11 protein-coding genes and 2 pseudogenes are annotated in these 24,670 nt (G+C 39.2%); 8 read left to right on the top strand and 5 right to left on the bottom strand.

The annotated features are described in order from the left end of the window. Positions 1-291 precede the first annotated feature (291 nt). The 8 genes and pseudogenes from ACFIL7_RS01185 to ACFIL7_RS01150 all read left to right on the top strand — a co-directional run bounded on the left by ACFIL7_RS01185 (position 292) and on the right by ACFIL7_RS01150 (position 16,585). Entirely contained in the window at positions 292-2,733 is a 2,442-nt protein-coding gene (locus ACFIL7_RS01185; protein WP_375633474.1) for a DNA translocase FtsK 4TM domain-containing protein, read from the top strand. Between the two features lie 706 nt (positions 2,734-3,439). Then, positions 3,440-3,703: pseudogene (locus ACFIL7_RS01180) on the top strand (DNA translocase FtsK); the annotation flags it as partial. A gap of 121 nt (positions 3,704-3,824) precedes the next feature. After that, complete coding sequence (locus ACFIL7_RS01175) at positions 3,825-4,433, top strand: outer membrane lipoprotein carrier protein LolA (protein ID WP_375633473.1); 609 nt, start codon at positions 3,825-3,827, stop codon at positions 4,431-4,433. Positions 4,434-4,466: 33 nt separating this feature from the next. Beyond that, positions 4,467-5,282: an exodeoxyribonuclease III gene (locus ACFIL7_RS01170; protein ID WP_375676976.1), complete on the top strand. Its 816-nt coding sequence runs from the start codon at positions 4,467-4,469 to the stop codon at positions 5,280-5,282. Between the two features lie 61 nt (positions 5,283-5,343). After that, a complete protein-coding gene (locus ACFIL7_RS01165; protein WP_375634390.1) occupies positions 5,344-6,825 on the top strand; it encodes an efflux transporter outer membrane subunit in 1,482 nt (493 codons plus the stop codon). Next, complete coding sequence (locus ACFIL7_RS01160) at positions 6,822-8,048, top strand: efflux RND transporter periplasmic adaptor subunit (RefSeq protein WP_375633471.1); 1,227 nt, start codon at positions 6,822-6,824, stop codon at positions 8,046-8,048. The genes ACFIL7_RS01165 and ACFIL7_RS01160 overlap by 4 nt, the downstream gene beginning before the upstream one ends. A gap of 3 nt (positions 8,049-8,051) precedes the next feature. After that, positions 8,052-10,040, top strand: coding sequence for a MacB family efflux pump subunit (locus tag ACFIL7_RS01155; protein ID WP_375633470.1), 1,989 nt, complete (start codon positions 8,052-8,054; stop codon positions 10,038-10,040). Positions 10,041-11,629: 1,589 nt separating this feature from the next. Further along, positions 11,630-16,585 (top strand): annotated as a pseudogene (locus ACFIL7_RS01150) (DEAD/DEAH box helicase). 1,368 nt (positions 16,586-17,953) lie between these two features. On the opposite strand, the gene ACFIL7_RS01145 reads toward ACFIL7_RS01150, so the two are convergent. The 5 genes from ACFIL7_RS01145 to ACFIL7_RS01125 form a co-directional block, all read right to left on the bottom strand. Next, on the bottom strand, positions 17,954-18,622 hold the full coding sequence (locus ACFIL7_RS01145; protein WP_375633468.1) for a YdcF family protein: 669 nt from the start codon (positions 18,620-18,622) through the stop codon (positions 17,954-17,956). Positions 18,623-18,626: 4 nt separating this feature from the next. Further along, positions 18,627-19,580 carry a cell division protein FtsX gene (locus ACFIL7_RS01140; protein ID WP_375634395.1) on the bottom strand — a complete coding sequence of 318 codons (954 nt, stop codon included), beginning with the start codon at positions 19,578-19,580 and terminating at the stop codon, positions 18,627-18,629. Further along, positions 19,573-20,232: a cell division ATP-binding protein FtsE gene (ftsE, locus tag ACFIL7_RS01135; protein ID WP_273723097.1), complete on the bottom strand. Its 660-nt coding sequence runs from the start codon at positions 20,230-20,232 to the stop codon at positions 19,573-19,575. Before ftsE ends, ACFIL7_RS01140 begins: the two co-directional genes overlap by 8 nt. Before the next feature lie 538 nt (positions 20,233-20,770). Further along, the gene (gene acs, locus ACFIL7_RS01130; protein ID WP_375634397.1) at positions 20,771-22,714 is read right to left on the bottom strand and encodes an acetate--CoA ligase; all 1,944 of its coding nucleotides are present in this window, start codon (positions 22,712-22,714) and stop codon (positions 20,771-20,773) included. Between the two features lie 596 nt (positions 22,715-23,310). After that, positions 23,311-23,598 (bottom strand): hypothetical protein, encoded by a 288-nt coding sequence (locus tag ACFIL7_RS01125; RefSeq protein WP_375634399.1) that lies wholly within the window; start codon positions 23,596-23,598, stop codon positions 23,311-23,313. Between the last annotated feature and the right edge of the window lie 1,072 nt (positions 23,599-24,670).

The raw sequence follows: 24,670 nt of genomic DNA, 5'->3' as shown, positions 1-24,670 counted from the left end.
TGCCTATAGGACCCATGTGACATTTTAACACATGAGGTGTTTTTTGGTTGATCGTGTGATAAATATCTTGGGAGAGCTTTTTGTGTGCCTTATGAAGGATAGTCTCTTAGGGTGGTGATATATGAGTGATATGAAGTGGTTAGAAGGTAGAACGCGCTAGATAAGACGTCGGATTGTTTACAGGCTATTTGTTTACAGATCGGTACAGAGTTTTAAGCTTCATCCTTTTTTAAGAGAGAGAGGGAGTTATAACTCTTTAAAATATGAAAGTTTTGTATTTGGAATTGATAGATGCACCGAAGTTCTTCTCCTTATGATTCATTAGAAGTGCGAAATTCTCAAGGTTCGCGTCTTATTGAGATGTTTTTACGTCAGATAGGGGTATTTATTGGGCTTGGGCTTTTGGGCTTTATTATTTTTTGTGTGTTTGCTTTGGCGACGTGGAATGTTGAGGATCCATCTTTAACCCATGCAAGTACAAATGAGGTTACAAACCTTATGGGGTGGATGGGGGCAATTTTTTCAGATTTTATTATGCAGTTTTTTGGCTTGGCAAGTCTTTCTGTTTTGTTGCCACCGTTATTTTGGTCTTTTCTCTTGTTGGCGCAAAAGAATATCTACAATTTGACTTTGCGCTTTTTTTTATGGGTGCTATCAACGATTTGTTTTTTAATTGCTTTTGCCCTTATGTCACCTGTTGCTTCTTTTACTTATTGGCCATTGCCAATGGGATTAGGAGGGGTTTTAGGAGATAAAGTTTTAAGTGTTGCTTCTTCAGTCTTTCCTCTTTTTCTTTCTCCTCCTTACACGGTGTTTTTCAGTGTTGTTTTTATTCTTTTAGGTTTTTTCACCGCTGCTTTTGCTGGTAATGTGATATGGCGGCGTCGAACAAAGAAAAGAAAAGAAAAAAGCATTCCCAAAGACGAAATCGTTAATCCAGTCTTTGAGTTGGAAGAAGATACGGAATATGCCGCAGAGGAGGATCGTGAAAATCATGGTTTTTTTGCGACAACTTGTGGCGCTCTTTTGCATCTTTTTTATTTTTTTCAAGCGCGTTTTTTTCGTTTATTCTGTTTCAAAAGGCGTTTTCAGAGTAAAGGGCAAGGAAAGCCATTTGATCGGATTGAGCCAACTTTTTTAGGTGAAAAAGTAAAGTGTGAGGAAAATCAAAATAAAGCCTATATTTCTCCTGTTAAAAATCGAAAGTCTTTAACAGCTTCTTCAAAGGGTGGTTTTGTTCTTCCTCTTGTAGATTATCTTTCGGTTCCACCACCGTCTGTTAAGGATGCAAAACTTTCTCCTGCTATTTTAAGAGCAAATTCTCAAGAGCTTGAAGGGGTTTTGTTAGATTTTGGGGTCAAAGGAAAAATTATAGATGCTTGTCCTGGACCGGTGGTAACTTTGTATGAATTTGAACCGGCTGCAGGCATTAAGTCTTCCCGTATCATTGGTTTGGCAGATGATATTGCACGCTCGATGCGTGCGATTTCGGCGCGTGTTGCGGTGGTTCCAGGACGTAATGTTATTGGAATAGAATTGCCTAATGCAAAGCGTGAGATGGTTTATTTACGAGAAATGTTGCAGGCGCAAGAATTTATTGACAGCAAAGCCAAGCTAGGACTTGCTTTGGGTAAGACAATCGGGGGGGAAGCTGTTGTTGCAGATTTAGCAAAAATGCCCCATCTTTTGGTTGCTGGTACAACAGGATCGGGAAAGTCTGTTGCTATCAATACAATGATTTTATCATTGCTTTATCGTATGACACCTGAACAATGTCGTCTCATTATGGTGGACCCGAAAATGCTTGAGCTTTCGGTTTATGATGGCATTCCCCATTTATTAACACCCGTGGTGACAGATCCTAAAAAAGCCGTGATTGCTTTAAAGTGGGCTGTTCGTGAAATGGAAGAACGCTATAGTAAAATGTCAAAACTAGGCGTTCGTAATATTGATGGGTTTAATGCACGTCTTAGGGAAGCTGCAAGTCAGGGAGAGACAATGGTGCGGACAATTCAAGTTGGATTTGATCGCGAGACCGGTGAGCCTCTTTATGAAACGGAAACACTTGATTTTAGTCCTATGCCCTATATTGTTGTCATTATTGATGAAATGGCTGATTTGATGATGGTTGCTGGTAAAGACATTGAAGGCGCGGTTCAACGCTTGGCACAAATGGCACGTGCTGCCGGTATCCACGTGATTATGGCGACACAGCGTCCTTCCGTCGATGTTATTACTGGGACGATCAAAGCCAATTTTCCTACACGTATTTCTTTTTCTGTGAGTTCAAAAATTGATAGCCGAACAATTTTAGGTGAACAGGGGGCCGAGCAATTATTGGGACAAGGAGATATGCTCTTTATGATGGGAGGAGGACGTATTCAACGTGTGCATGGTCCTTTTGTTGCGGATGATGAAGTGGAGCAGGTTGTTGCGCATCTCAAAGCGCAAGCACGACCTGATTATTTGGAAACAATTACGCAAGAAGTTGAAGAGGATGGTGCTGATGTTTCTTTGGCTTCTCCTTCAGAAGATGATCCCTATAGTCAAGCTGTTGCTATTGTGCTTCGTGATCGTAAGGCTTCGACTTCTTATATTCAACGCCGTTTAGGCATTGGTTATAATCGTGCTGCGACACTGATTGAGAGGATGGAAGAAGAAGGTATCATTAGTCCAGCAAATCACGCAGGGAAACGAGAAATTTTAGTGCCTGCTGAAGAAGAGCGCTTTTGAAAAATCTTTATAGTTGTTTTTTATAATATCTTATAAAACAAGTGTTTGTTTACTGTATCGTAGAAAGTCTGCATTTTCATACACCAGTTCTCGATTTGCGATAGCTCCTTGGCACTTGGAACTCTTTATAAGGGGATTCTTTATCTTATATAACTTTTATCCACACACCAACCTTGCTTGTAATGTGCAAGCAAATGATTTGAGTTGATTCAATATGAGAGAGTATGTGATGAAAGAATCTTATTGTATTTGGCGTTATGATTTAAGTTAAAAAGATAAATTATTATAAATCAATATCTTGGTATAAAATAATGTTATTGCGAATGTAGGGGTGTAAAAGCATGTAAGACTTGATATTTAAGTGTCTTTTTAAGTGCGCTCTAAATATTTAGGGCAAGGCTGATCTGTCGAGTCTTAATATAAATGAATTATATGGGGTGGGAAGCTAAGTGAAATTTGCTAAACTCCAAACTGTTTACAGAGCGGTTGTGGTGAAAATTTTTATTCTTTTGGGTGAGAAGGAAGTCAAAAAAGTATTTTTGATACTTAAAAGAGCTTTCAGGTTTGCGAGTAATATGTTTAGTCCTTAATCCATTATGTATTGACTATAATTTATGTTGCTTCATAGATTAGGGGTGGAAAAGAATATATTATGCGTTTAGAAAAGCAGGAAATTTGGATGCTTTCGGAAACTTAAACGCAGACTGATTATTTGGAAACGATACCGCAAAAAATAAAAAAGGATGTTTCTTTAGCTTTTTCTTTAGCAGATGATTCCTATTGTCAAGCTGTTGCTATTATGCTTCGTGATCGTAAGGCTTCAACTTTTTATATTCAATGTCGTTTAGGCATTGGTTATAACCGTGCCGCCACATTGATCGAAAGGATAGAAGAAGAAGGCATCATTAGTCCAGCTAATGATATGGGTAAGCGAAAAGTGTTGGAGATTGTCGAAGAAGAATACTTTTAAAAATCTTTTGATATTTTTTTCAAACAATATCTTTATCTTATAAAGAAGGGTATTTATTCGTCGTTGATCACTTAAGTTATGAATTATAAAGTCAATTAAGTATTGCTTGGGAGCATTTTTTATGAAAACGTCTTTTTTACCGCAAAGAAGAGTCTTTGGGTTGGTGGGAATTATTATCTTTTGGTGTTTAACTGTTCCTGTTTTTTCGCAAGCATCTAATAAAGTGATAAAGGCGCAAAATGTTGTGAATCACTTTGCGGCAATCAAAACAATGACAGGTGATTTTATTCAGTTTAGTCCAAAGGGAAAAATGTCTCAGGGGACATTTTATTTAGAGCGCCCAGGGAAAATTCGTTTCATTTACAAAAAAATGCCTTTACAGATTATTTCAGATGGCCAATTTGTAGGTATTAACAATCGGGCTTTGAATACTTGGAACTTTTCACAACTTTCGCAAACGCCAATGAAATTTTTGTTGGATGATAAAATTGATGTATCTTCTGGGCGCTTGTTCGCATTTCGCGAAGATCCAGGGGCTGTAACGATTGTTCTGCATGATAAAACGATTGGGGCAGGGCAAATAAGGATGGTTTTTGATTCTAAAGGCTCTGCTTTGCGACAGTGGACAATTGTTGACCAACAAAATTTGGAAACTACTGTGCAGATTATGAATGTGCGGACAGACGTCCGGTTCGCTAATGGGATGTTCACACTTCCTTCGAAGAAATGAAGAAAGAGTGTTACGTCATTGGGATTAAAACAAATGTTCTTTCGTATTGCAACTTGGAATATTAATTCTATTCGTTTGCGTCTTGCACAGGTTTTTCAGTATTTGGATCTCTTTTCCGTAGATGTTTTGTGTCTACAGGAAACAAAATGTCCAGATGCTTTATTTCCAGTGGAGGCTTTTGAAGCAGCGGGTTATAAGCATATCGCATTGAGTGGACAAAAATCTTATAACGGGGTGGCTATTGTTTCTCGTTTGCCTTTTAAAAAGGTAGAAAAGCGTTTTTTTTGCCAAAACCAAGATTGTCGCTATATCTCAGTTATTGTGGAAGCCCATGGGAGAAGCTTGCGGATTCATAATTTTTATGTTCCTGCTGGGGGAGATATTCCAGATGCTGATGTGAATGAAAAATTTCGTCATAAGCTTGATTTTTTAGAAGAAATGTCTTCCATACGTGCGGATCAAGGAGATGGTCTTTCTTCTCTTTTGGTGGGCGATTTAAATATTGCTCCTTTGGCAGAGGATGTTTGGTCTCATCAGCAATTGTTGAAGGTTGTAAGCCATACTCCTATTGAAACCAAGCGTTTACAGGATTTGTGTTGTCAAGGTGGATGGGTTGATCTGATGCGGTTGCATATTCCTGCTCCTACCAAGCTTTATACATGGTGGAGTTATCGTGCACGCGATTGGGCATTTACCGATTATGGGCGGCGGCTTGATCATGTTTGGTCTTCTCCTGATTTAGCACCTTTTGTTGTAGATCTTTCGATTTTTCGTGATGCGCGCGGATGGGAACGCCCTTCAGATCATATTCCTGTGCAAACTGTATTTGATTTTTCACGTCAAGTTTGAAATAAGAGGTAAATAAAGTATTAATATTAAATAATGATTCTGAAAGAATGCGGGAGACTAGATGTATATCAGAAATCTCAAAAGGGGCGCTTCTCGTGGATTACTTTCTATTGTCTTGTTGTGGTTGCTTTTGTCAGGATGTATGGTTGGTCCCAATTACCAGAAAACATCTTTTCGTGTTCCAGCAGTTTGGGGAGAAAAATCTGCACAGACTGCTGGACAGCCAGTTGCGCTTGCCGGATGGTGGCGGCGTTTGAATGACCCTGTTCTAGATGCATTAATGGATTATGCGATTTCTGGAAATAATAATGTTGCTGTTGCCAAAGCTCGGGTACGTGAGGCGCGTGCGAGTTTAGGACAGGTTGTGGGAACTCTTTTGCCAAATGTGTCCAATTCAATTTCAGGAACCCGTAGTCATTCTGCACAGTCTGATGCATTGTTAAACCAATACCGTAGTGGTTTTGATGCAAGCTGGGAGCTTGATTTTTTTGGTGGGCATAAACGAGCGGTTGAAGCAGCGCGTTATGGTCTTGATGCGGCTGTGGAAGATATGCGTGCTACCATGGTGACATTGTTAGGAGATGTGGCAACAAATTATGTACAAATGCGTGGTTGGCAACAGAAATTGTTGATTGTGCGTCAAATTGCTGTATCACAACGTAAAACCTATGAATTGATGCGTGCTAGATTAACAGCTGGTGATGTTTCTGAGCTCGATGTTTCAAATGCGCAAGCACAAATGGCAAATACAGAAGCAGATATATCACAGATGGAAGCGAATTTAGCAATGAGCGTTCATCGCCTTTCTGTCTTAATTGGTCGTGTGCCTACGGCATTGAAGGCTCTTTTACAAAAAAATGCTAAGTATGCAAAGATTCCACAACCGCGCTGGCCGATACCAGCAGGAATTCCAGCTGATATTTTGTTAACACGTCCGGATTTACGACGGGCAGAGCGTCAATATGCGCAAGCGACAGCGCGGATTGGTCAACGTGAAGCAGATCGCTATCCATCACTTACTTTAACAGGTAATATTTCGACAGCCGCAACGGCGATAGATCAGTTATGGAAAAATTCAACGATTGGCTGGTCTTTTGGACCTGGTCTGCGTTTTCCTTTTTTTAATGGAGGTCAGGTTGAGGCTTCTATTGCTGTCGCGCGTGCACAGCGTGATCAAGCTTTTATTACTTATCGGGCTGCTGTTTTGGGAGCTTTAGAAGATGTAGAAAATGCGTTGGTAAGATTAACTAAAGAACATCAACGCTTAGAAAAGCTAATCATTGCGAATAAAGCTTCTCTTCATTCCTTAAAACTTTCACGGAGTCTTTTTGAGAATGGAAATACCAGTTTTCTTGAATTGTTAAATGCTGATCGCTCTTATTATTCTGCACAAATGGCACTTAAAGATAGCCGTGTTTCTTTGGTTACACAATATATCACGTTGATGAAAGCATTGGGGGGGGGCTGGGATGGCGTTGTTGATGTATCACGTCCGGAAGTCGTTGATGGTGCACCTCGTTCGCGTGCAAAGGTAGGGAAATGAAAAAAAACTTACTCAAAAATTTCATTACAAAACACAAAAAACTTTCCTTCTTTTTAACTGCTATATTTCTCATTCTCTTGTTTTTATGGTTGCGTTCTGTTTTTTTTGGAACATCTACTCCAACTTATATAACAGCGGTGGTGAAGCGTGGGGATATTGAGGAAAGTGTTTTAGCTTCTGGTCTTGTACGTCCTTACCGGTTGGTGGCAGTTGGTGCGCGAGCAACAGGGCGTGTGGTGTCAATGCATGTTTCCCCTGGGAGTGTTGTGAAAGAAGGCGATCTCTTAGCAGAAATTGATCCTACAGATCAGGAAAATGATTTAAAAAGAAAAAAAGCAGCATTATCGCATTATTATGCGAGTTTGGTAGAACAAGAAGCCTATCTTTCTCTTGCACAGAAAAATTTAGAGCGTCAGAAAAAAATGATTGAAACACGTGCGGTTTCACGTGCGAACCTCGATGAGGCTACGACACAGGTGAAAATACGCGAGGCGCAAATTGAACAACTTCGTCAGCAGATTGTGCAAGCACAAATTGATGTGGAAAGTGCAGAGGTTAATTTAGGTTATACACGCATCACTGCCCCTTCAGCGGGAACGGTTTTGGCAACAGTTGTGGAAGAAGGGCAGAATGTGAATGCGGTTCAGTCGGCGCCAACAATTGTTATTTTGGGTGATTTATCAAAGATGACGATCAAGGCGCAAATCTCAGAAGCAGATGTTCTTAAAGTCCGAGCTGGACAACCACTTTATTTTACAGTTCTAGGTAATTCACAGCGTCGTTATGAAGGCGTTTTAGAAAAAGTAGAGCCGGCTCCTGAAACAATTCGTGCTGATGTGAGTATTAATCCTGGTATGGTGAGTGGTTCTAGTGCTTTAATCTCATCGGCTATTTATTATAACGGAATTCTACATGTTGATAATGCGGACAATTTTTTGCGAACCTATATGACTGCTCAAGTTCATATTATCTTAGGGCGCGCACAGAATGTCTTGTTGGTTCCAAGTAATGCTTTACGCGATGAGACAAGAGAGCGTAAAGCATGGGTTTCTGTTTTGGTGGGGGAAAATAAGTTGGTTACTAAACAGGTGAGCGTTGGGTTGAATAATAAGGTTATGGCAGAGATTATTTCAGGACTTAACGAGGGTGATGTCGTCGTCACCAGTTCGTCTGATGGAGTGATGCCCGAGTCTTCTAACATGCATAGCGAAGACGAGAGTTAAAGCATGAGCACAAATCAAGCAGATGCTGTCTTCGTCTTGGAAAATATTGTGCGTAAATTTCCTGCGGGCGAAGCGTTTGTTACCGTTTTGAAAAACATCAATCTTACCATTAAACGTGGTGAAATGGTGGCAATTGTAGGTGCTTCCGGTTCAGGTAAATCTACCTTGATGAATATTTTAGGCTGTCTTGACCGTCCAACTTCTGGCCGTTATTGGATCTCTGGTAAAGAAATAGCTTCCCTTTCTGCGGATGAATTGTCGGCTTTGCGACGTAATCATTTTGGTTTTATTTTTCAGCGTTACCATTTGTTGAATGAATTGACAGCTCTTGGTAATGTTGAAATTCCGGCTATTTATGCGGGAAGTGCCGTGGAAGCAAGGAAAAAGCGGGCACAGGATCTTTTAACACGTTTGGGCATGGGTGATCGGATAAATCATCGTCCAAATCAGCTGTCCGGTGGTCAGCAACAACGTGTTTCTATTGCTCGGGCGCTCATGAATAATGCGGAGGTCATTCTTGCAGATGAACCAACTGGTGCATTGGACAAAAAGAGTGGGCAAGAAGTATTGCATATTTTGGATGAACTTCATCAAGAGGGACGTACTATTATCATTGTAACCCATGATATGCAGGTGGCTGAAAGAGCAGAGCGTATTATCGAAATCAGTGATGGGGAAATTATTGCTGATAAGCGGTCAAGGGTTGCAAAAACAAAAGTTGGTGGAAAATCTCTTCAGGAACAACAAAATCTAAAAGGCCAACAAAAACTGGGCTTTTTTCGTTCTTTTGTTGAGCGATTCCGTGAGGCGTTTGTGATGGCTCTGTTGGCAATGAATGCACATCGCATGCGGACTTTTCTAACAATGCTTGGGGTGATTATCGGTATTGGGGCGATTATTGCTATGGTGGCTTTAGGGAATGGTACACGAGAGAAAATTCTGGAAAATTTTAAAAGTTTGGGTGCTAATACATTAACCATTTTTCCTGGCAAAAGTTTTTCTGATCCACAAGCAGAAAAAATAACCAGTTTGGTTGAAGCTGATGCAGAAGCCTTGTCTGGGTTACCTTATGTTTCTGGTGTAACACCTCAGATTTCAACAAGCTCAAAAGTGCGTTTTGGTGCAGTTGAAGTCAATGCTGTCATTGTGGGGGTGGGAGAACAATTCTTTCAGACACAGGGGCTTAAAGTTTTCAAAGGACAGTTTTTTGATCAAAAAAGTGTGCATGATCGGGCGGTTGATCTCGTGATTGAAAAAGAAGCATTGTCTGTTCTTTTTCCCCATAGCCATGAAAGCCCTCTTGGCAAAGTGGTGCATGTGGGTAATGTTCCAGCGCGTATTATTGGTGTTGTTGATTCGCAAAATCACGCAAATGGAAACACATCAAATACATTACAGCTTTATTTGCCCTATACAACAGTGCAAACGCGTTTTCTTGGTACAACAGAAGTTCGTGCAATTACTGTTAGGATTGCTGATGATGTCGATTCACATTTAGCGGAAAACATGGTGAAACGTTTTCTCATTATGCGGCATGGTGGAGAAGATTTTTTCATTAGAAATTCAGAATTCTTTCGTGAACGTATCATGGAGAGTACACATATCTTAACACTTTTAATTTCTTCAATTGCAGCGATTTCCCTGATTGTAGGTGGTATTGGGGTGATGAATATTATGCTGGTCACCGTTTCTGAGCGGATCAATGAAATTGGTGTGCGTATGGCAGTTGGTGCACGCCAAAGTGATATTTTGCAGCAGTTTCTCATTGAAGCGGTGTTGGTTTGTGTCATTGGTGGTGGTTTGGGGATCTTGCTTGGGCTTTCTATCGGTGGCTTGTTCCTTCTGTTTAAGGCACCTATCCATCTTATCTATACCATTGAATCGATCATTATGTCTCTTACTTTTTCAACCCTCATAGGAATATGTTTTGGCTTTTCTCCAGCGCGGCAAGCTTCACGGCTTGACCCTGTTGTCGCTCTTTCACGCGATTAGACTTTATCAATTTGGGCATGTTTGTTCGTGATGCTTTCCACTTGGATGAAGCGTTTATGAAGCAAAACATGAATGGGAAAAGTTTAGCATTATTTGCTGCTCTATTTTAGAAAACGCTTTGTTCGTTAAGTGGAGCGTACCACTAGAGGTGAACGTTTCTTATAGCGCACCACATCATGTGAGATGTGGTAGGCATATAAGCCTTCTTGAGGCATTAAATGTTTTGAGAATGCATGATGAATATTTTTAAATCTTTCTTGTCAAGTCTTATGGAAGTAAATCCTATTAAGGAGAAGTTAAATGGAACCCGTTAGAATGAGATTGCTTGCAGACTGAATTTTGTTAAAAATCTTTGTCTTCTGAGATATGAAGAGGAGGACAAATGAAATATATTGCGCGACGATTCTTAAGATTTAATTTAAAAAGAGGCGGGGTAGTGAATAGTATATCTGCTAACAAACAAAAGAACAAAAAAGAAGGTTGATGCCAAAAACAGCTTAAACCTCCGTTCTTCCAAAAAAATGAACTGGTATCGAGATAGCTGAGCAGTTTAAGAGGTTTCGTTTAGTCTTTTTAAGATTTTCGGAAAAGAGGTTATGTGGATTTCTCACTTTTGGTTTTGCAGAGGGTGGTGCAAATTATAGGTGTTTAGGTTTATGCAAATAAATTATGATCTTGCTCAAGTTTTAAAATGTGACCTAAGACACTGTCATTTTCTGTTCCTTTATTTAAGTAACGTAGCTTCTTTAGAATATTTTGTTTAAGGTATCGCTTTTTTCTGCCTTATTTCATGAGTTTGGTGAGGACGACAAAAAGTTTGAGAGGCGGATCGCTTCTTATTTTGAATGATGTATGAATGAAAAGGGTTTTCATTCATTGAAAAAGAATAAGCTCATATTCAGCAGGTATGAGATGAAGTAAGAGAACATCGTAATACCAAGCTGCAGTTATGCTGCTAAAGAACATAATGGCGCTAGTGATGAGCAATGGTATGTCTAGTTGGTATGGTATTCTCCCTCCTGCTACAAGTCCGATACAGATAAAAAAGAATTCTAAAGCCACCCGCTATAAAGTATAAGAAGCGAATAATTAGTCTACGAAAGAACAAAAGATAAAGAAATATTTCAAAAATCAATATTTTGAATATCACGACTAATATTTTGCGTATTATAGTGAAATTATATGCATGATCGTTCGTAAAATGCGCTGTTTTGTGTGTGGAGTTTCTTCCTTGGTGTCTTGTGTGTTCGCAGGTGTCGTATCCATTTCCCCCTCTCATTCCTAAGCTAAATCCTAAAATTATTGCGCACTTTATTTTGTATTCTTAACAAAAGGCAAAAAATATTTTCAAAATCATCACGCCTTACCGTTTATTTCCATAGGGATATAGACATCAATAAATGCATCATATGATTTGGGGGATACTCAAAAGGATCAAAAGATTCTCTATTGTTGATTTAATTAAGCATAGAAGAAATGTCTTAAAATCAAGCAATTTTAAGCTTTTTTAAGTTTTTTGGGTAGAACAAGAGGCATTGACGAATTGGTTTAGATTCGATAATTGAAGGTATTTTTCATTGGGGGGAAGCATGACGCTGCAATCGCTTTTACAGACATATCGTGATGAAGCGCGTACCGAACGAGATAAAGGTACATATTTTGAGCGTTTTGCTCTTGCTTATCTAATATATGATCCTCTTCAGTTTGGGTGTTATGAAAAGGTTCAAACCTTTAAAGATTGGGCTCATGAAAATGGTTGGGATGGTCGGGATACCGGTATTGATCTTGTGGCAAAGCTTCGTGATGAAGAGGGGTTTGCAGCAATCCAATGTAAATTTTATGATGCAGCCTATCGAATTAAAAAAGCAGATATTGATAGTTTTATTTCGGCATCAGGGAAAGCTCCATTCAAGCGGCGTGTTATTATAGATAGTACTGAAAGTGCTTGGAGTGATAACGCTGAAACAATGATACGGGGGCAGGATATTCCTGTTATACGGATTAATCTTTCCGATATACAACAAAGTCCGATCTGTTGGGAAACTTTTGCAGCCCAGGGCAAAGTTGTTTTGGAGGATAAAAAGAAGTTGCGTCCACATCAATTGGAAGCATTGCGTGATGTGCGTGCTGGGCTTGCTCAAGCAGATCGGGGGAAGCTTATTATGGCTTGTGGTACTGGTAAGACATTTACCAGTCTTAAAATTGCTGAGGATTTGGCGGGTGAAGGCAAGTTTGTTTTGTTTCTTGTTCCTTCCTTGGCACTGATGTCACAGACGGTTCGTGAATGGACAACGGATGCAGGAATCGGATTGAGATCTTTTGCTGTTTGTTCCGATACACAAGTGGGAAAGCGTCGTAAAAATAGTGATGATGTTGCTGAAATTGATGTGTTTGATCTTGCTTTTCCGGCGACAACCGATGCTGCTAAACTTGCAGAACAGGTGGCGAAGAGTGTTGCAGATAAGATGACCGTGGTGTTTGCAACCTATCAATCTATTCAGGTGATTGCTGATGCTCAGAAAAACTATGGTTTGCCAACATTTGATCTTATCATTTGTGATGAAGCGCACCGTACAACAGGGGCAACGCTGGTGGGCGAGGGTGAATCCAATTTTGTTAAGGTGCATTCTAATGATGTTATTTGCGCCAAGAAACGCCTTTATATGACAGCGACACCACGCATTTTTGGTGATAACGCAAAAAGTCGCGCGAATGAAGTTAATGCCGTTCTTGCTTCGATGGATGATGAAAAACTTTTTGGTAAAACACTTTTTTATCGGGGTTTTTCATGGGCAGTACAAAATGATCTTTTAACAGATTATAAGGTTATTGTCTTAGCAATGGACGAAAAATTGGTCAGTTCCGCTGTTCAGAAGCGCCTTAGTGATAGCGATTCTGAGCTTATTCTTGATGATGCAACAAAGATTATTGGCTGTTATAAGGCTTTGACAAAACAAAATATGAAGGCTGATGTTGGTGCGGATTTATATCCTATGCATCGTGCTTTAGCGTTTTGTAAAACTATTAAAAGTTCTGAACTTGTGCGTGATGAGTTTTCTGCGGTTGTTAGAGAATATCTTGATTATACGAAAGAGGATACAGAAAATGAGCATTTTCTGAAGTGTGAAATTGAGCATGTTGATGGCACTTTCAATGCGAAGGATCGTGGTGCATTACTTGACTGGTTGAAAGCTGATAGTGGGGATGATGTTTGTCGTATTTTGACCAATGCTCGGTGTTTGTCTGAGGGGGTGGATGTTCCGGCTCTTGATGCGATCATGTTTTTAAATCCACGCAAAAGCCAGATTGATGTTGTGCAAGCGGTTGGGCGGGTGATGCGTCGCTCTGAGGGTAAAAAGATGGGATATGTCATTTTGCCAATTGGTATTCCTCCTGATACTCCAGCGGAACAGGCTTTGAACAACAATGATAAATATCGGGTTATCTGGCAAATTTTAAATGCTTTGCGTGCGCATGATGATCGTTTTGATGCGACGATTAATAAGGCATCCCTCGGGCAAGATATTAGCAATGTGATTGAGATTATTGGTGTCACACAGAGCACTGAATTAAAGGCTATTACGGCTGTTGTAGACAATCTTCCACTACGCGCACAACCAGCACGATTGGGCATTGGTACAGCGGAGCGTGATGTCCTTTTTACAGATGGACAAGGGGAGCTTGCTTTCCCTGTGGATGAGATTTCTCGTGCCATCATGGCAAAGATTGTCAAGAAATGTGGGACACGTGATTATTGGGAAGATTGGGCGAGCAACATTGCTGAAATTGCTAAGAATCATATTACGCGTTTAACAGGTATTCTGGCAGAGCCAGAGACTGAGGCGCGTCAAGCCTTTGACAGATTTATGGCAGAACTTCGTGATGATTTAAATGATGCGATTACAGAGGCTGATGCGATTGAGATGTTGGCACAACATATTATCACGCGTCCTGTCTTTCAGGTGTTGTTTGAGTAGTATCAGTTCACACGTGAAAATCCTGTCTCGCGTGCTATGCAGCGTATTCTTGATGTGCTTGATAAGGCGAATCTTGATAAGGAATCCAAAGATCTGGAAAAATTTTACGCAAGTGTAAAATTACGCGCCAGTGGCATTACGGATCCAAAAGCAAAACAGAGGTTGATTGTAGAGCTTTATGATAAGTTTTTTCGTTATGCTTTTCCACGTACGGTCGAAAAATTAGGGATTGTTTATACTCCCGTTGAGGTTGTGGATTTTATTTTGCACTCTGTCAATGATGTCTTAGAGCAAGAATTTGGGCAAACGCTTGGCTCATCGGGTGTGCACATCATGGATCCCTTTACTGGAACGGGAACTTTTATCACGCGGCTTTTACAATCGGGTCTGATAAAGCCAGAAGAAGTGAAACACAAATTTTGTCGTGAAATTCATGCCAATGAAATCGTGCTTTTAGCCTATTATATTGCAGCCATTAATATTGAGACGACCTATCATGGTCTGATGGGGGGCGATTATGTTCCGTTTGAGGGAATTTGTTTAACCGATACATTCCAGCTTTATGAGCAAGAAAAAGACCTGATCAGTGATTTGCTGGTGGATAACAGTACACGTCGGGCGCACCAGAAGGAACTGGATATTCGTGTTATTGTTGGCAACCCTCCTTATTCTTCTGGACAAAAAAGCGAAAACGACAATGCACAAAATATTGGCTATCCTAAATTGGATAACCGCATTCGTGAAACTTATGCTGCTCAATCTAAAGCGAGCAATGTTAATGGACTTTATGACAGTTATATTCGTGCTATTCGCTGGGCAAGTGATCGCATAAAAGACTGTGGTGTTATTGGTTTGGTGACAAATTCAGGTTTTATCAATGGATACTCTACGAATGGCTTACGAAAAGAATTGAATGAAGAATTTTCAAGTATTTATGTTCTCAATTTGCGTGGTGATATTCGCAAAAATATGTTGAGCAAAGGACGTGCTCAAGAAGGGCAAAATGTTTTCGGCAGTGGAAGCATGACAGGAATTGCTGTGACACTATTTGTTAAAAATCCAAATGTTACGGAGCATTGCAAAATTCATTATTACGATATTGGTGATAATCTCACGACAAAAGAGAAATTATCTCAACTTCAGCGGTTGAGTAGTGTTGGTGGTATCAAGTGTGAACACGGTTGGCAGATGATTACACCAGATGAGCATGGTGATTGGCTGGATCAGCGCAACAATGATTTTGAAAAATTTCTAGCCTTAGGTGATAAGAAGGGCAGTGATAAAAAGCTATTCAAAACTTTTTCTCGTGGTATACAAACTGGTCGTGATGCTTGGGCATACAACTCAAGCCGTGAAGTTTTAGCGAAAAATATGAGCAATATGATTACTTTTTATAACGGTGAAGTAGAGCGTTTTAATAATGCCTACACACATGCTGATCGCAAGGTGCGTGCGAATGCCGTGAATGATTTTGTTAACACGGATGCCAAAAAAATTAGTTGGAGCAGTAGTCTTAAAGAAGAACTGGTAAGAGGAAAGTTTTCTGAATTTGAAAGTGATTGCTTAATTCAAGGTCTTCATCGTCCTTTTACACAGCAATGGCTTTATTATAACCGCATCTTTAATGAGAGAGTTTATCAAATGCCGCGTATATTTCCTATGAAGCAAGCGGTTGAGAATAGGGTAATACAAGTTACCGGTATAGGAGCAAGCAGTGGTTTTTCTGTCCTTATGAGCAGGGTTTTGCCTAGCTTAGATGCAATGGAAAAAGGTCAGTGTTTTCCACGGTATGTTTATGAAGATGCTGTGTCCTTGGGAGCTAAAAAAGGGAATCAGGTTCATTTGTTTGCAAATTTTGCAGAGGAAAGCAAAGAAACTGGTTTAGAGCGGCGTGATGCTCTTACGGATGAAGGATTGGCTTATTTTAAGGCAGCTTATCCTGGTGAAATGATAACAAAGGATGATTTGTTTTATTATGTTTATGGGATTTTGCATTCTGAAGATTATCGTGCTCGTTATGCGCATAATTTATCTAAACAATTGCCGCGTATTCCAACGGTCAAAAGAGTAGAGGATTTTTGGGCTTTTGTGACAGCGGGGCGCAAGCTTGGTAATTTGCATATGAATTATGAAGAGGTTGAACCCTATCCCGTTACCTATAAACAGGGTGATCCAAGAACTTGGGTGATTTCTGATGAGAAGAGTTTCTATCGTGTTGAAGCGATGAAATTTGCTGGTAAGCGTGGTGCTATTGATAAAAGCACAGTGGTTTATAATGCGCATATCACGATACAGAATATTCCTCTTGAAGCTTATGAGTATGTGGTCAATGGCAGGTCTGCTCTTGAATGGGTGATGGAGCGGCAGGTTGTCAAAACGGATAAAGCGAATGGACTTGTTAATGATGCTAATCGCTATGCTGTTGAAACGGTGGGTAATCCAGCTTATCCATTGGAATTGTTTCAACGGGTTATTACGGTAAGTTTAGAAACGATGAAAATTGTGCGCAATCTTCCAAAATTGGAAGTGAGAGAAACTGAAAGGGTTAAATTATCCATCGTGCGGTAAAATAGTCTCGAGTCGTAACAAGCTGGCACTCTCATATACTTTGCTCGTTCGTGGGTTTTGCTATAAGCCCTCGACACTTGAGACAGTCCATAAGAGGCGTGCCTTTCTTGTACAGTTTTACGCTACGCAGGCTCTCTTCCTTTGTGATGTGCAAGTCCTATGTGATGTGCAAGAAAATGGTTTTGATTGATTCAATAGAGAGCAGATTTGAAATGAGAGAATCTGATGATATTGAGAGCTCTCATTCAAGTTGAAGCGTAATAAATTTTCATTATAAATCAATATATTGTATGTGATAAAGCACCTTAGGCAGTGAGGTCGCTAAAATTATGACGCATGAGCTTTAGCGGCAGTGATGAATATTCTCAGGCAGGGTTTTCTTGTCGAGCTTTATGTGAGTAAACCATATAAATGGGGAAGCTGAGAGGAACTTGTCCAGAGAAAGTGGATTGTTTACAAATCGTTGCTGATAGGAATCATCGTCCTTTGAGATGTTGAGAGGAAATCACAATTCTCATGAAATCTGTCCTTTGAGGTGTTCTGATATTGAAGTGAGCAGGGAGAACGCGTTAGACAAGAAGCTGAGTTATTATTGTTTACAGATCAATAGAGTTTAAAAATTTTCGTTCTTTTTTGGGGAGGAAACCAGACAAAAAGTGATCTTAGAGAGCGAAATGATTTCAAAAAAGATTGCGATAAAAAATGTAGGGTATTTGTCGCGGTGTGCGTTTTGAGCTTATTCCTATCTGTGATCTAAAATGCTCTTATGAAGATGCTTTGTAGAATGAAGAAGTAGTTACTAATATATTGATTTATAATGATAGTTTAATGTTCTCTCTGTTAAATGAGAAATCTAAGTATTATAAATTTTCTTATTTTAAATCTATTAAAATTACTTCTTTGCATGTCATATGAGGTTGGTATGTGCGTGTTTAAGAAAGGCGTAAAGCATTTCTCTTACCAATCATCCCAAGTGGCGTAAGAGCTATCGTAATACTTGGGGGTGGCAAAATATAGGGTGGGGCGGTTTGCATTTTTTATGAAGGGTAAGACAGTGGTGTAAATAGATTTTTATGACAAGTTTGATCTTATAGCTATCTGGGAAGATTTATTTACAAGAGCTGTCTTCTATATTGGGGATGGCATTAGATAGATCACGTGTTGTGAGATATGTTTGGGATGTAAGAGATGTTTTTTGGTTAATGTGCAAGACAGTGACACGTGTATCGGGGCGTTGTGCTTTGTATGGGGGGAAGTTCTGGCGGGCTTTTATGGCGGTAATTCGTGTGGAAAGGTATGGAGAGAAGGGTAAAGCAGTCAGAGGGTAGCAAGGTTTAAAGTCACAAGAATAAAGATCAGGGAGAAAGGTCAGAAGGCGGTTCTGATATAGACTTGCAGTGTTTTAATATATTGGAATATGAGAATACGGGCTTGCTTGATCTGTTGTATTGTGCTTTCAGCTTTGCTCTTCTTCACAGGATAAGCAATGAAATGGATATCAGGCATGAGATATTTAAGTTCACGCATCGAGCGCCATATGTGGTAATCATGGGTGACGATATAAAGGGTTTTATAGTGATGCTTTTCGATCCAAGCAGCGCTTTCTTCGGCGTTTCCTCTGGTGTTAATCGCTTGATGCCCAATGTCAATACAACAGGAGATAAGCTGTGGGTTAATATGCATGTTATGCATGAAACTCTTCAGGTTTGTTGAGGTATTTACGCCACTGATGAGGAGTCGTGAACCAAGCCCCTTTTGTAAGAGATGAAGTCCTGTCTCTATTCGGTGTTCTCCACCTGTAAGCACAATGATAGCATCGGCTTTGGGAAGAGGTGTTGGGGGGACAAGTCGTTCGGTTTTTTCAGAAAAAATAATAAAACCGCCCCAGAAAATTAAAACAATGATTGAAAGAGTAAGGGTTGTCGGTGGAAAATAGCGAAATAAAAAGCAGGGAGACCAACTATTATAGTGGGGCCGTTTTGGAAGAGGACGTTCTAAATTGTTTTGCGTCAATGAGTTGAAAGTGTTGTGAGTCATAAAATTAAAATAAACCGTTTTCACATTGATCAATTTTTTTCAGTTGCGCTAAAATAGTCATGCGGTTTGTAAGGGTGGTAAGAAAAGAAACGAAAATAATAAGAAAAATGATTTTTCCGTAGGGGATGGAACTTATGGAAAGATGTCCAAACAAAGCTGTTACTTGGCTAGCTTCTACTCTTCCCAAGTTATAATTCGTCCAGAGACAAAAGGCTGAAAATAGAAATATGCTTGTGAGACCACCATATAAAGCACCACGCAGCGCAGTTTTTAAAAAATGCCAGTCAAATTGGCGAGCAATGAAAAGAGTTTCAGTACCAAGGAAATATAAGACATTGATAATATGTGTATTTTCTGCCAATGCATTGCGGGTGGCAAAAATGATGGTGAGGATAAGAGAGCCTAAAACCAATGCTAAAATTGAAAAACCAATGAAAACAGTGGTGTGTGCCATGGTCGCAAAACGATGAACCCAAACACGGTGATCATCAAATTGACCTCCTGGAATTTGGGTTTTAATGGCGTGATTAATGGCTGCAAAATTGATTTTTTCATCTCTCTTCAGGGTCACAATGATGAGGCGGGGAAGGGGTAGTTCATTGACATTGAAGCCTGTTCCAAGCCATGGCTCCAGTAACTTTTCTGTAGCTTTTTGGTCAACAATTTTTGCATCTTGTACACCAGAAAATGTTTTAACCAATTGTACGGCATCACGGAGTGCTTTGTTGATATCAACATTGTCAATGGGGCGTATCTGTATTGTTGCTTCATAGCTAATCTGATTACTCCAATTTTCGGCGGCACGTTGGACCAAATCAACTCCGATTAAGGTGAGGCTTGAAAGAAATGTCATAATAGCAATCACGGCAACCAATGCTTTTCCAGAAATATTACCACTGGGAATAATCGCTGTTGTATTTTTTTTATTGCTGGTAAAAACGGAGAAAAATTTATTCATGAATCGTCATCCGTCCGTTATGGAGAAGCATACGCCGTGCTGCAACTTGTTCCATTAAGGCAATATCATGGGTGGCAATGATAACAGCCGTTCCAAAACGGTTTAATTCAATAAACAAACGCAGGAGGCGTTTTGCCAAGGGCGGATCGACATTTCCGGTGGGTTCATCGGCAAGTAGAATTTCAGGTTGATCAATGAGTGCGCGTGCAATGGCTACCCTTTGTTTTTCCCCACCGGAAAGAACCGGTGGTAAAACATGAATATGATCTCCAAGACCTACCCAACAGAGAAGATCTTCCACTTCACTGCGATAGGTTGCTTCTTCTTGTCCTTTAATGCGTAAAGGTAAGGAAACATTTTCATAAGTGGTCATGTGGTCGAGTAAACGAAAATCTTGAAAAACCACCCCGATACGTTGTCGCAGCGCAGGGAGCTCTTGTCGTTTGAGTAATGCTGTGTCTGTTCCAAAGAGATCAATATGACCGCGGGTGGGTTTGAGTGCTAAAAACATAAGACGCATCAGCGACGTTTTCCCTGCTCCAGAGGCACCTGTGAGAAATTGAAATGATCCAGGAGGAATATGAAAGCTAATATCACGAAGGACCTCAGGGCCCATTCCATAGCGTAGGCCGACATTTTCAAAATGAATCACTTTTTATTATTACTCCTGATTTTATATTGCATCATTTATTCTAATAACTCTTACTTTCATTGCTTTAGATTTTTGTTGTAAGCTTGTTTATTTTAGATTTCATGGTTTTCAATATTTTTTATACACCCTCGTTATAGATAAATATTTTTGCTCAAGAATATTATCACTTATACTTTCTTTTTTTAGCCTTATTTATGATTTTAGCAGGAATTTCAAAGGGATTCTAGCATAAACATCAGAACTATTTTTCCTTCTTACTCAGAGGCTTTTTTTGCATTGAGTGGACATTAGGTGATTTTAAAAAGCTATGTTGCTCTTTTTATCTTACTTTCTTATTCTTGTTCGTATCCCAATCCTGAGGTTTTTGCTTAAATTATTTCTTACCTCTCATGAAGAAAAGCGTTTGTTGTTAGAATGATTGAGCTTTTCATGAATTGTTTTGTTTTTTATTCTCCTCGGTGGTTTTCGTAATAATGCTGAGATAATTTTAGCAAAAAAAAACAAAAACCACCGTATGTTATATTTCTTCGTGGGTTCTTTAATTTTGTCGGTTAGCAATCAGATCTTCAACAACTTGTGGTTCGGCAAGAGTTGAGATATCTCCGAGAGTATCAAAATCGTTTTCGGCGATTTTTCGTAAAATACGTCTCATAATTTTTCCTGATCGCGTTTTGGGAAGCTGTGGGGCAAATTGAATTTTATCCAATATGGCAATAGAACCTATTTCTTGTCTTACATGTTTAATAAGCTCTTTTTGTAACTCTTCACTCGGCGCTGTCCCTTCCATTAAGGTGATAAAACTATAAATTCCTTGTCCTTTAATGGGATGCGGGTAACCCACAATAGCTGCTTCTGATACAGCGGGATGAGAAACAAGGGCTGATTCAATTTCAGCAGTTCCTAACCTGTGTCCCGAGACATTGAGAATGTCATCAACCCGCCCTGTAATCCAGTAATAGCCGTCACTATCGCGCCTACAACCATCGCCTGTAAAATATCTTCCTTTATAGGAGGAAAAATAAGTTTGAATAAAGCGCTCATGATCTTTATAAAGCGTGCGCATTTGTCCTGGCCATGAATCACTGATACAAAGATTGCCTTCTGCTTCACCTTCTAAAATATTGCCTTGGGCATCAACAATTTGGGGTTGAACACCAAAAAAAGGACGTGTGGCTGATCCTGCTTTGAGGGGGGTTGCACCAGGCAAGGGCGTGATCATATGCCCTCCTGTTTCCGTTTGCCACCATGTATCGAGAATCGGACAACGGTCATTTCCAACTGTATGATAAAACCATTCCCATGCTTCTGGGTTAATAGGTTCTCCTACTGTTCCTAAAAGGCGCAACGATGTCCTGTCTGAGCGTTCAACAAACGAATTTCCAGCTCCCATTAAGGCGCGGATAGCTGTTGGTGCGGTATAGAGTGTATTGACTTGATGCTTGTTGACAATTTCCCAAAATCTTCCTTTGTCAGGAAAGGTTGGTGTGCCTTCAAACATTAAAGTGGTCGCACCATTGCATAAAGGTCCATAAACCAAGTAAGAATGACCGGTAATCCAACCAATATCAGCTGTACACCAGTAAATTTCATCGGGGTGGTAATCAAAAACATATTGATGTGTCATCGCGGCAAAAACAAGATAGCCTGCTGTGGTATGCAAAACACCTTTAGGTTTGCCGGTGGAGCCTGAAGTATAAAGAATAAAAAGTGGATCTTCAGCATTCATTGGTTCTGGTGGACAAGCTGTTTTGGTATGAGCTATCTCTTCGTGGTACCAAAAATCACGCCCCTCTACCCATTGAATGGGTCCACAAGTCCGCCGTATAACCATGACTTGGTCCACCTGCACGTTTTGGCGCGCGGCTATCTCAATGGCATGGTCAACGTTGTCTTTTAAGTTGATCCGTTTGCCGCCACGCAAGCCGTGATCAGCGGTAATCATAAAGGTTGATTCACAGTCAACAAGGCGTCCTGCTATTGCTTCAGCAGAAAAGCCTGCAAAAATAACCGAATGAACAGCACCAATGCGGGCACACGCGAGCATAGCATAGGCTGCTTCGGGAATCATAGGAAGATAAATGGTTACTTTATCGCCTTTCTTAATGCCACGACTTTTCAAAAGATTGGCAAAACGACAAACATGTTCATAAAGCTCGTTATAGGTTATTTTTTTATCATGATAAGGATTATCTCCTTCCCAAATGAGCGCGATTTTGTCTCCATGGGTTTTCAGGTGGCGATCAATGCAATTATAGGCAACATTTGTTACCCCATCTTCGTACCATTGAATGGAGACATCTCCGTTAAAAGAAGTGTTTTTTACTTTTGTAAAAGGTTTAAACCATTCAATGCGTTGACCATGTTTTGCCCAGAAGCTTTCTGGATCATTAATGCTTTCTCGATACCATTGTTGATAAGTTTCCTCATCGAGTAAAGTATTTTTTTTGATCTCTTCTGATATTGGATAAATTTTTTCAGTCATGTTTCCCTCTTTTTATTTTTTAGAAAAATCAGCCATTGTATTTTTATATTTTGGCAGAGTTATTCCAAAAGCTTTTCATTGTGAGGTTAGACTAAATGACAAAGATTAGAATAGTCAATTTTTAAATCTGATGTGATGATATTAAAGAAGGTATTCTATGTTTTTAGGATACTCAAATATAGCAAAACCTATTGCGGTATAGAGCTTTTTATAAACACACTAAGACATTTTAAAAATGTCTATTATAAAATATTTCTCAGAATTTGATATAAACCAATATAGTTAAATAAAAGACTAACAAGAAAGAATATTGAGCTTATTAATAATGATTTTTTTAGAGAATCTTTCCAACTATAAGAAATAAAATTATAATAAAAAAGATATATTAAACCAAAAAAAAATGTTGCTATAAGCGTTTCAATAATTTTAGAGATAAGATCTGTCATCACGCAATCCAAATTATAATATAATTACAAATTATAAATATCTCTGAAGTCCGTCTCAATAATAATTGTAGATAATATAATTTAGATATTTTTCGAAAAAAATTACAAATTATTAACTTCAGAGATATCTTTATAGTTGCTCTCTAAAAATTAGAACCAACACTCATGAACTTTCTGTACGAACCCTAAACCAAAACCTCCGAAGAAACCAGTCGTGGCACCAGTAAGTCCACCCATAAGTGCACCTGGACCAGTTGCAGCTCCTAATGCTGCTCCGGTTATCCCTCCTGCAACTGCATAGTCAAAACCTTGTGCATTCATGTGAGAAAGAAAAGCATTAGGACTGCATGCATTTCCATGAAAAGGTCTTGAATTGTGCGAATGACCAAAAGAAGGCTTTGTCGCCATATGACCGAATGTGTTGAATGAACCAAACATATTAATTATCTACATTAAAAATAGTATCACAATGATACATTTCAAATTGGTATCACGTATTTTTAGAAAAATGTCAAAGATAAACTTTAAAAATAACAATAAAAATACTTTATAAATAATAACTATATTATGTATATATGAAGTTTTTTTTCTTAAAAATATAATAATATTAATTTTAATATTTTAAAATATAAGAAATTACACCATATTTTTTCTTAATTAAATTTTAAATTTAGAAAAATTGCGTATATGAAAAGTTGAAGTTTTTCTCTTTGTTTACGAGAACGATAAAGAAATATCGTTATTGGGATCTATCTCATTGCCATTGTTTTGCCTGCATGTATTATGCGCATATGCTTGGGATTTGTTCTTTTATGTTTCAGGCGAATATTGATCGTATGTTACGCTTTGTAGAGCATAGAAAGCCTTTATGCTATCGTTGGACTTTATAGATTGCTATTCATGTTGTTTAGCGCGGTTCTTGGTGCTCTATTGAGCATTTAAGATGTTTATTTTGCTCAAGTGGCTTACATGAAAGAGTTTTGTTACTGTATTATGCAGCCATAAGCCTCTTTTTGCCTGCTTTACGCCATTTGCATGTGGGGAAATTGTTTACGCGTGTTAGAGAAGTTTAAGAGAATTCATGATTTTTAATGGAAATCATTGCGATAATCGTATTGAATATTCTTTTGCAATTATTTATTTCGCGATAGTTTTTTCATTCATGTGCAACGCCTCTCTTATCATTTTGCCTTTATATAAGGATTTATTTTTTACGTTGCTTTTGCTGGAGAGGCGGTCAGAGGGGAGGTGAAGTAGAACCAATGTGCGAGAATATGAGAGCCAAATTGCAATGCTATCTTAAATCTATTGTACGTGTTGTGGATGTGCCGGTGAGAATTTTGAGAAGACCAGCTTGTTTGCTTATTTTGCTAACAGGATGAAAGAGGGACTGAAATCTTTTTTGCTAGAATTGCTCTTTTATTGATATTGAAGGAAATATTTTTTCTCATTTCTGCTGTTTTTGGCTTGTTCGTAGAATCTTCAATGGGAATTTATATGAAGGGGGGAA

It is taken from the genome of Bartonella sp. AP3QHHD (genome assembly GCF_042195765.1).
Lineage (GTDB): Bacteria > Pseudomonadota > Alphaproteobacteria > Rhizobiales > Rhizobiaceae > Bartonella.
Note: the sequence above shows the minus strand (reverse complement) of the source record. Positions and strands in the feature narration are given on the sequence as shown.

Bases quoted from the DNA above. Each gene is read 5' to 3' on its own strand.
- ACFIL7_RS01185 (WP_375633474.1), top strand. From the start codon at position 292: ATGCACCGAAGTTCTTCTCCTTATGATTCATTAGAAGTGCGAAATTCT.
- ACFIL7_RS01175 (WP_375633473.1), top strand. From the start codon at position 3,825: ATGAAAACGTCTTTTTTACCGCAAAGAAGAGTCTTTGGGTTGGTGGGA.
- ACFIL7_RS01170 (WP_375676976.1), top strand. From the start codon at position 4,467: ATGTTCTTTCGTATTGCAACTTGGAATATTAATTCTATTCGTTTGCGT.
- ACFIL7_RS01165 (WP_375634390.1), top strand. From the start codon at position 5,344: ATGTATATCAGAAATCTCAAAAGGGGCGCTTCTCGTGGATTACTTTCT.
- ACFIL7_RS01160 (WP_375633471.1), top strand. From the start codon at position 6,822: ATGAAAAAAAACTTACTCAAAAATTTCATTACAAAACACAAAAAACTT.
- ACFIL7_RS01155 (WP_375633470.1), top strand. From the start codon at position 8,052: ATGAGCACAAATCAAGCAGATGCTGTCTTCGTCTTGGAAAATATTGTG.
- ACFIL7_RS01145 (WP_375633468.1), bottom strand. From the start codon at position 18,622: ATGACTCACAACACTTTCAACTCATTGACGCAAAACAATTTAGAACGT.
- ACFIL7_RS01140 (WP_375634395.1), bottom strand. From the start codon at position 19,580: ATGAATAAATTTTTCTCCGTTTTTACCAGCAATAAAAAAAATACAACA.
- acs (WP_375634397.1), bottom strand. From the start codon at position 22,714: ATGACTGAAAAAATTTATCCAATATCAGAAGAGATCAAAAAAAATACT.
- ACFIL7_RS01125 (WP_375634399.1), bottom strand. From the start codon at position 23,598: ATGTTTGGTTCATTCAACACATTCGGTCATATGGCGACAAAGCCTTCT.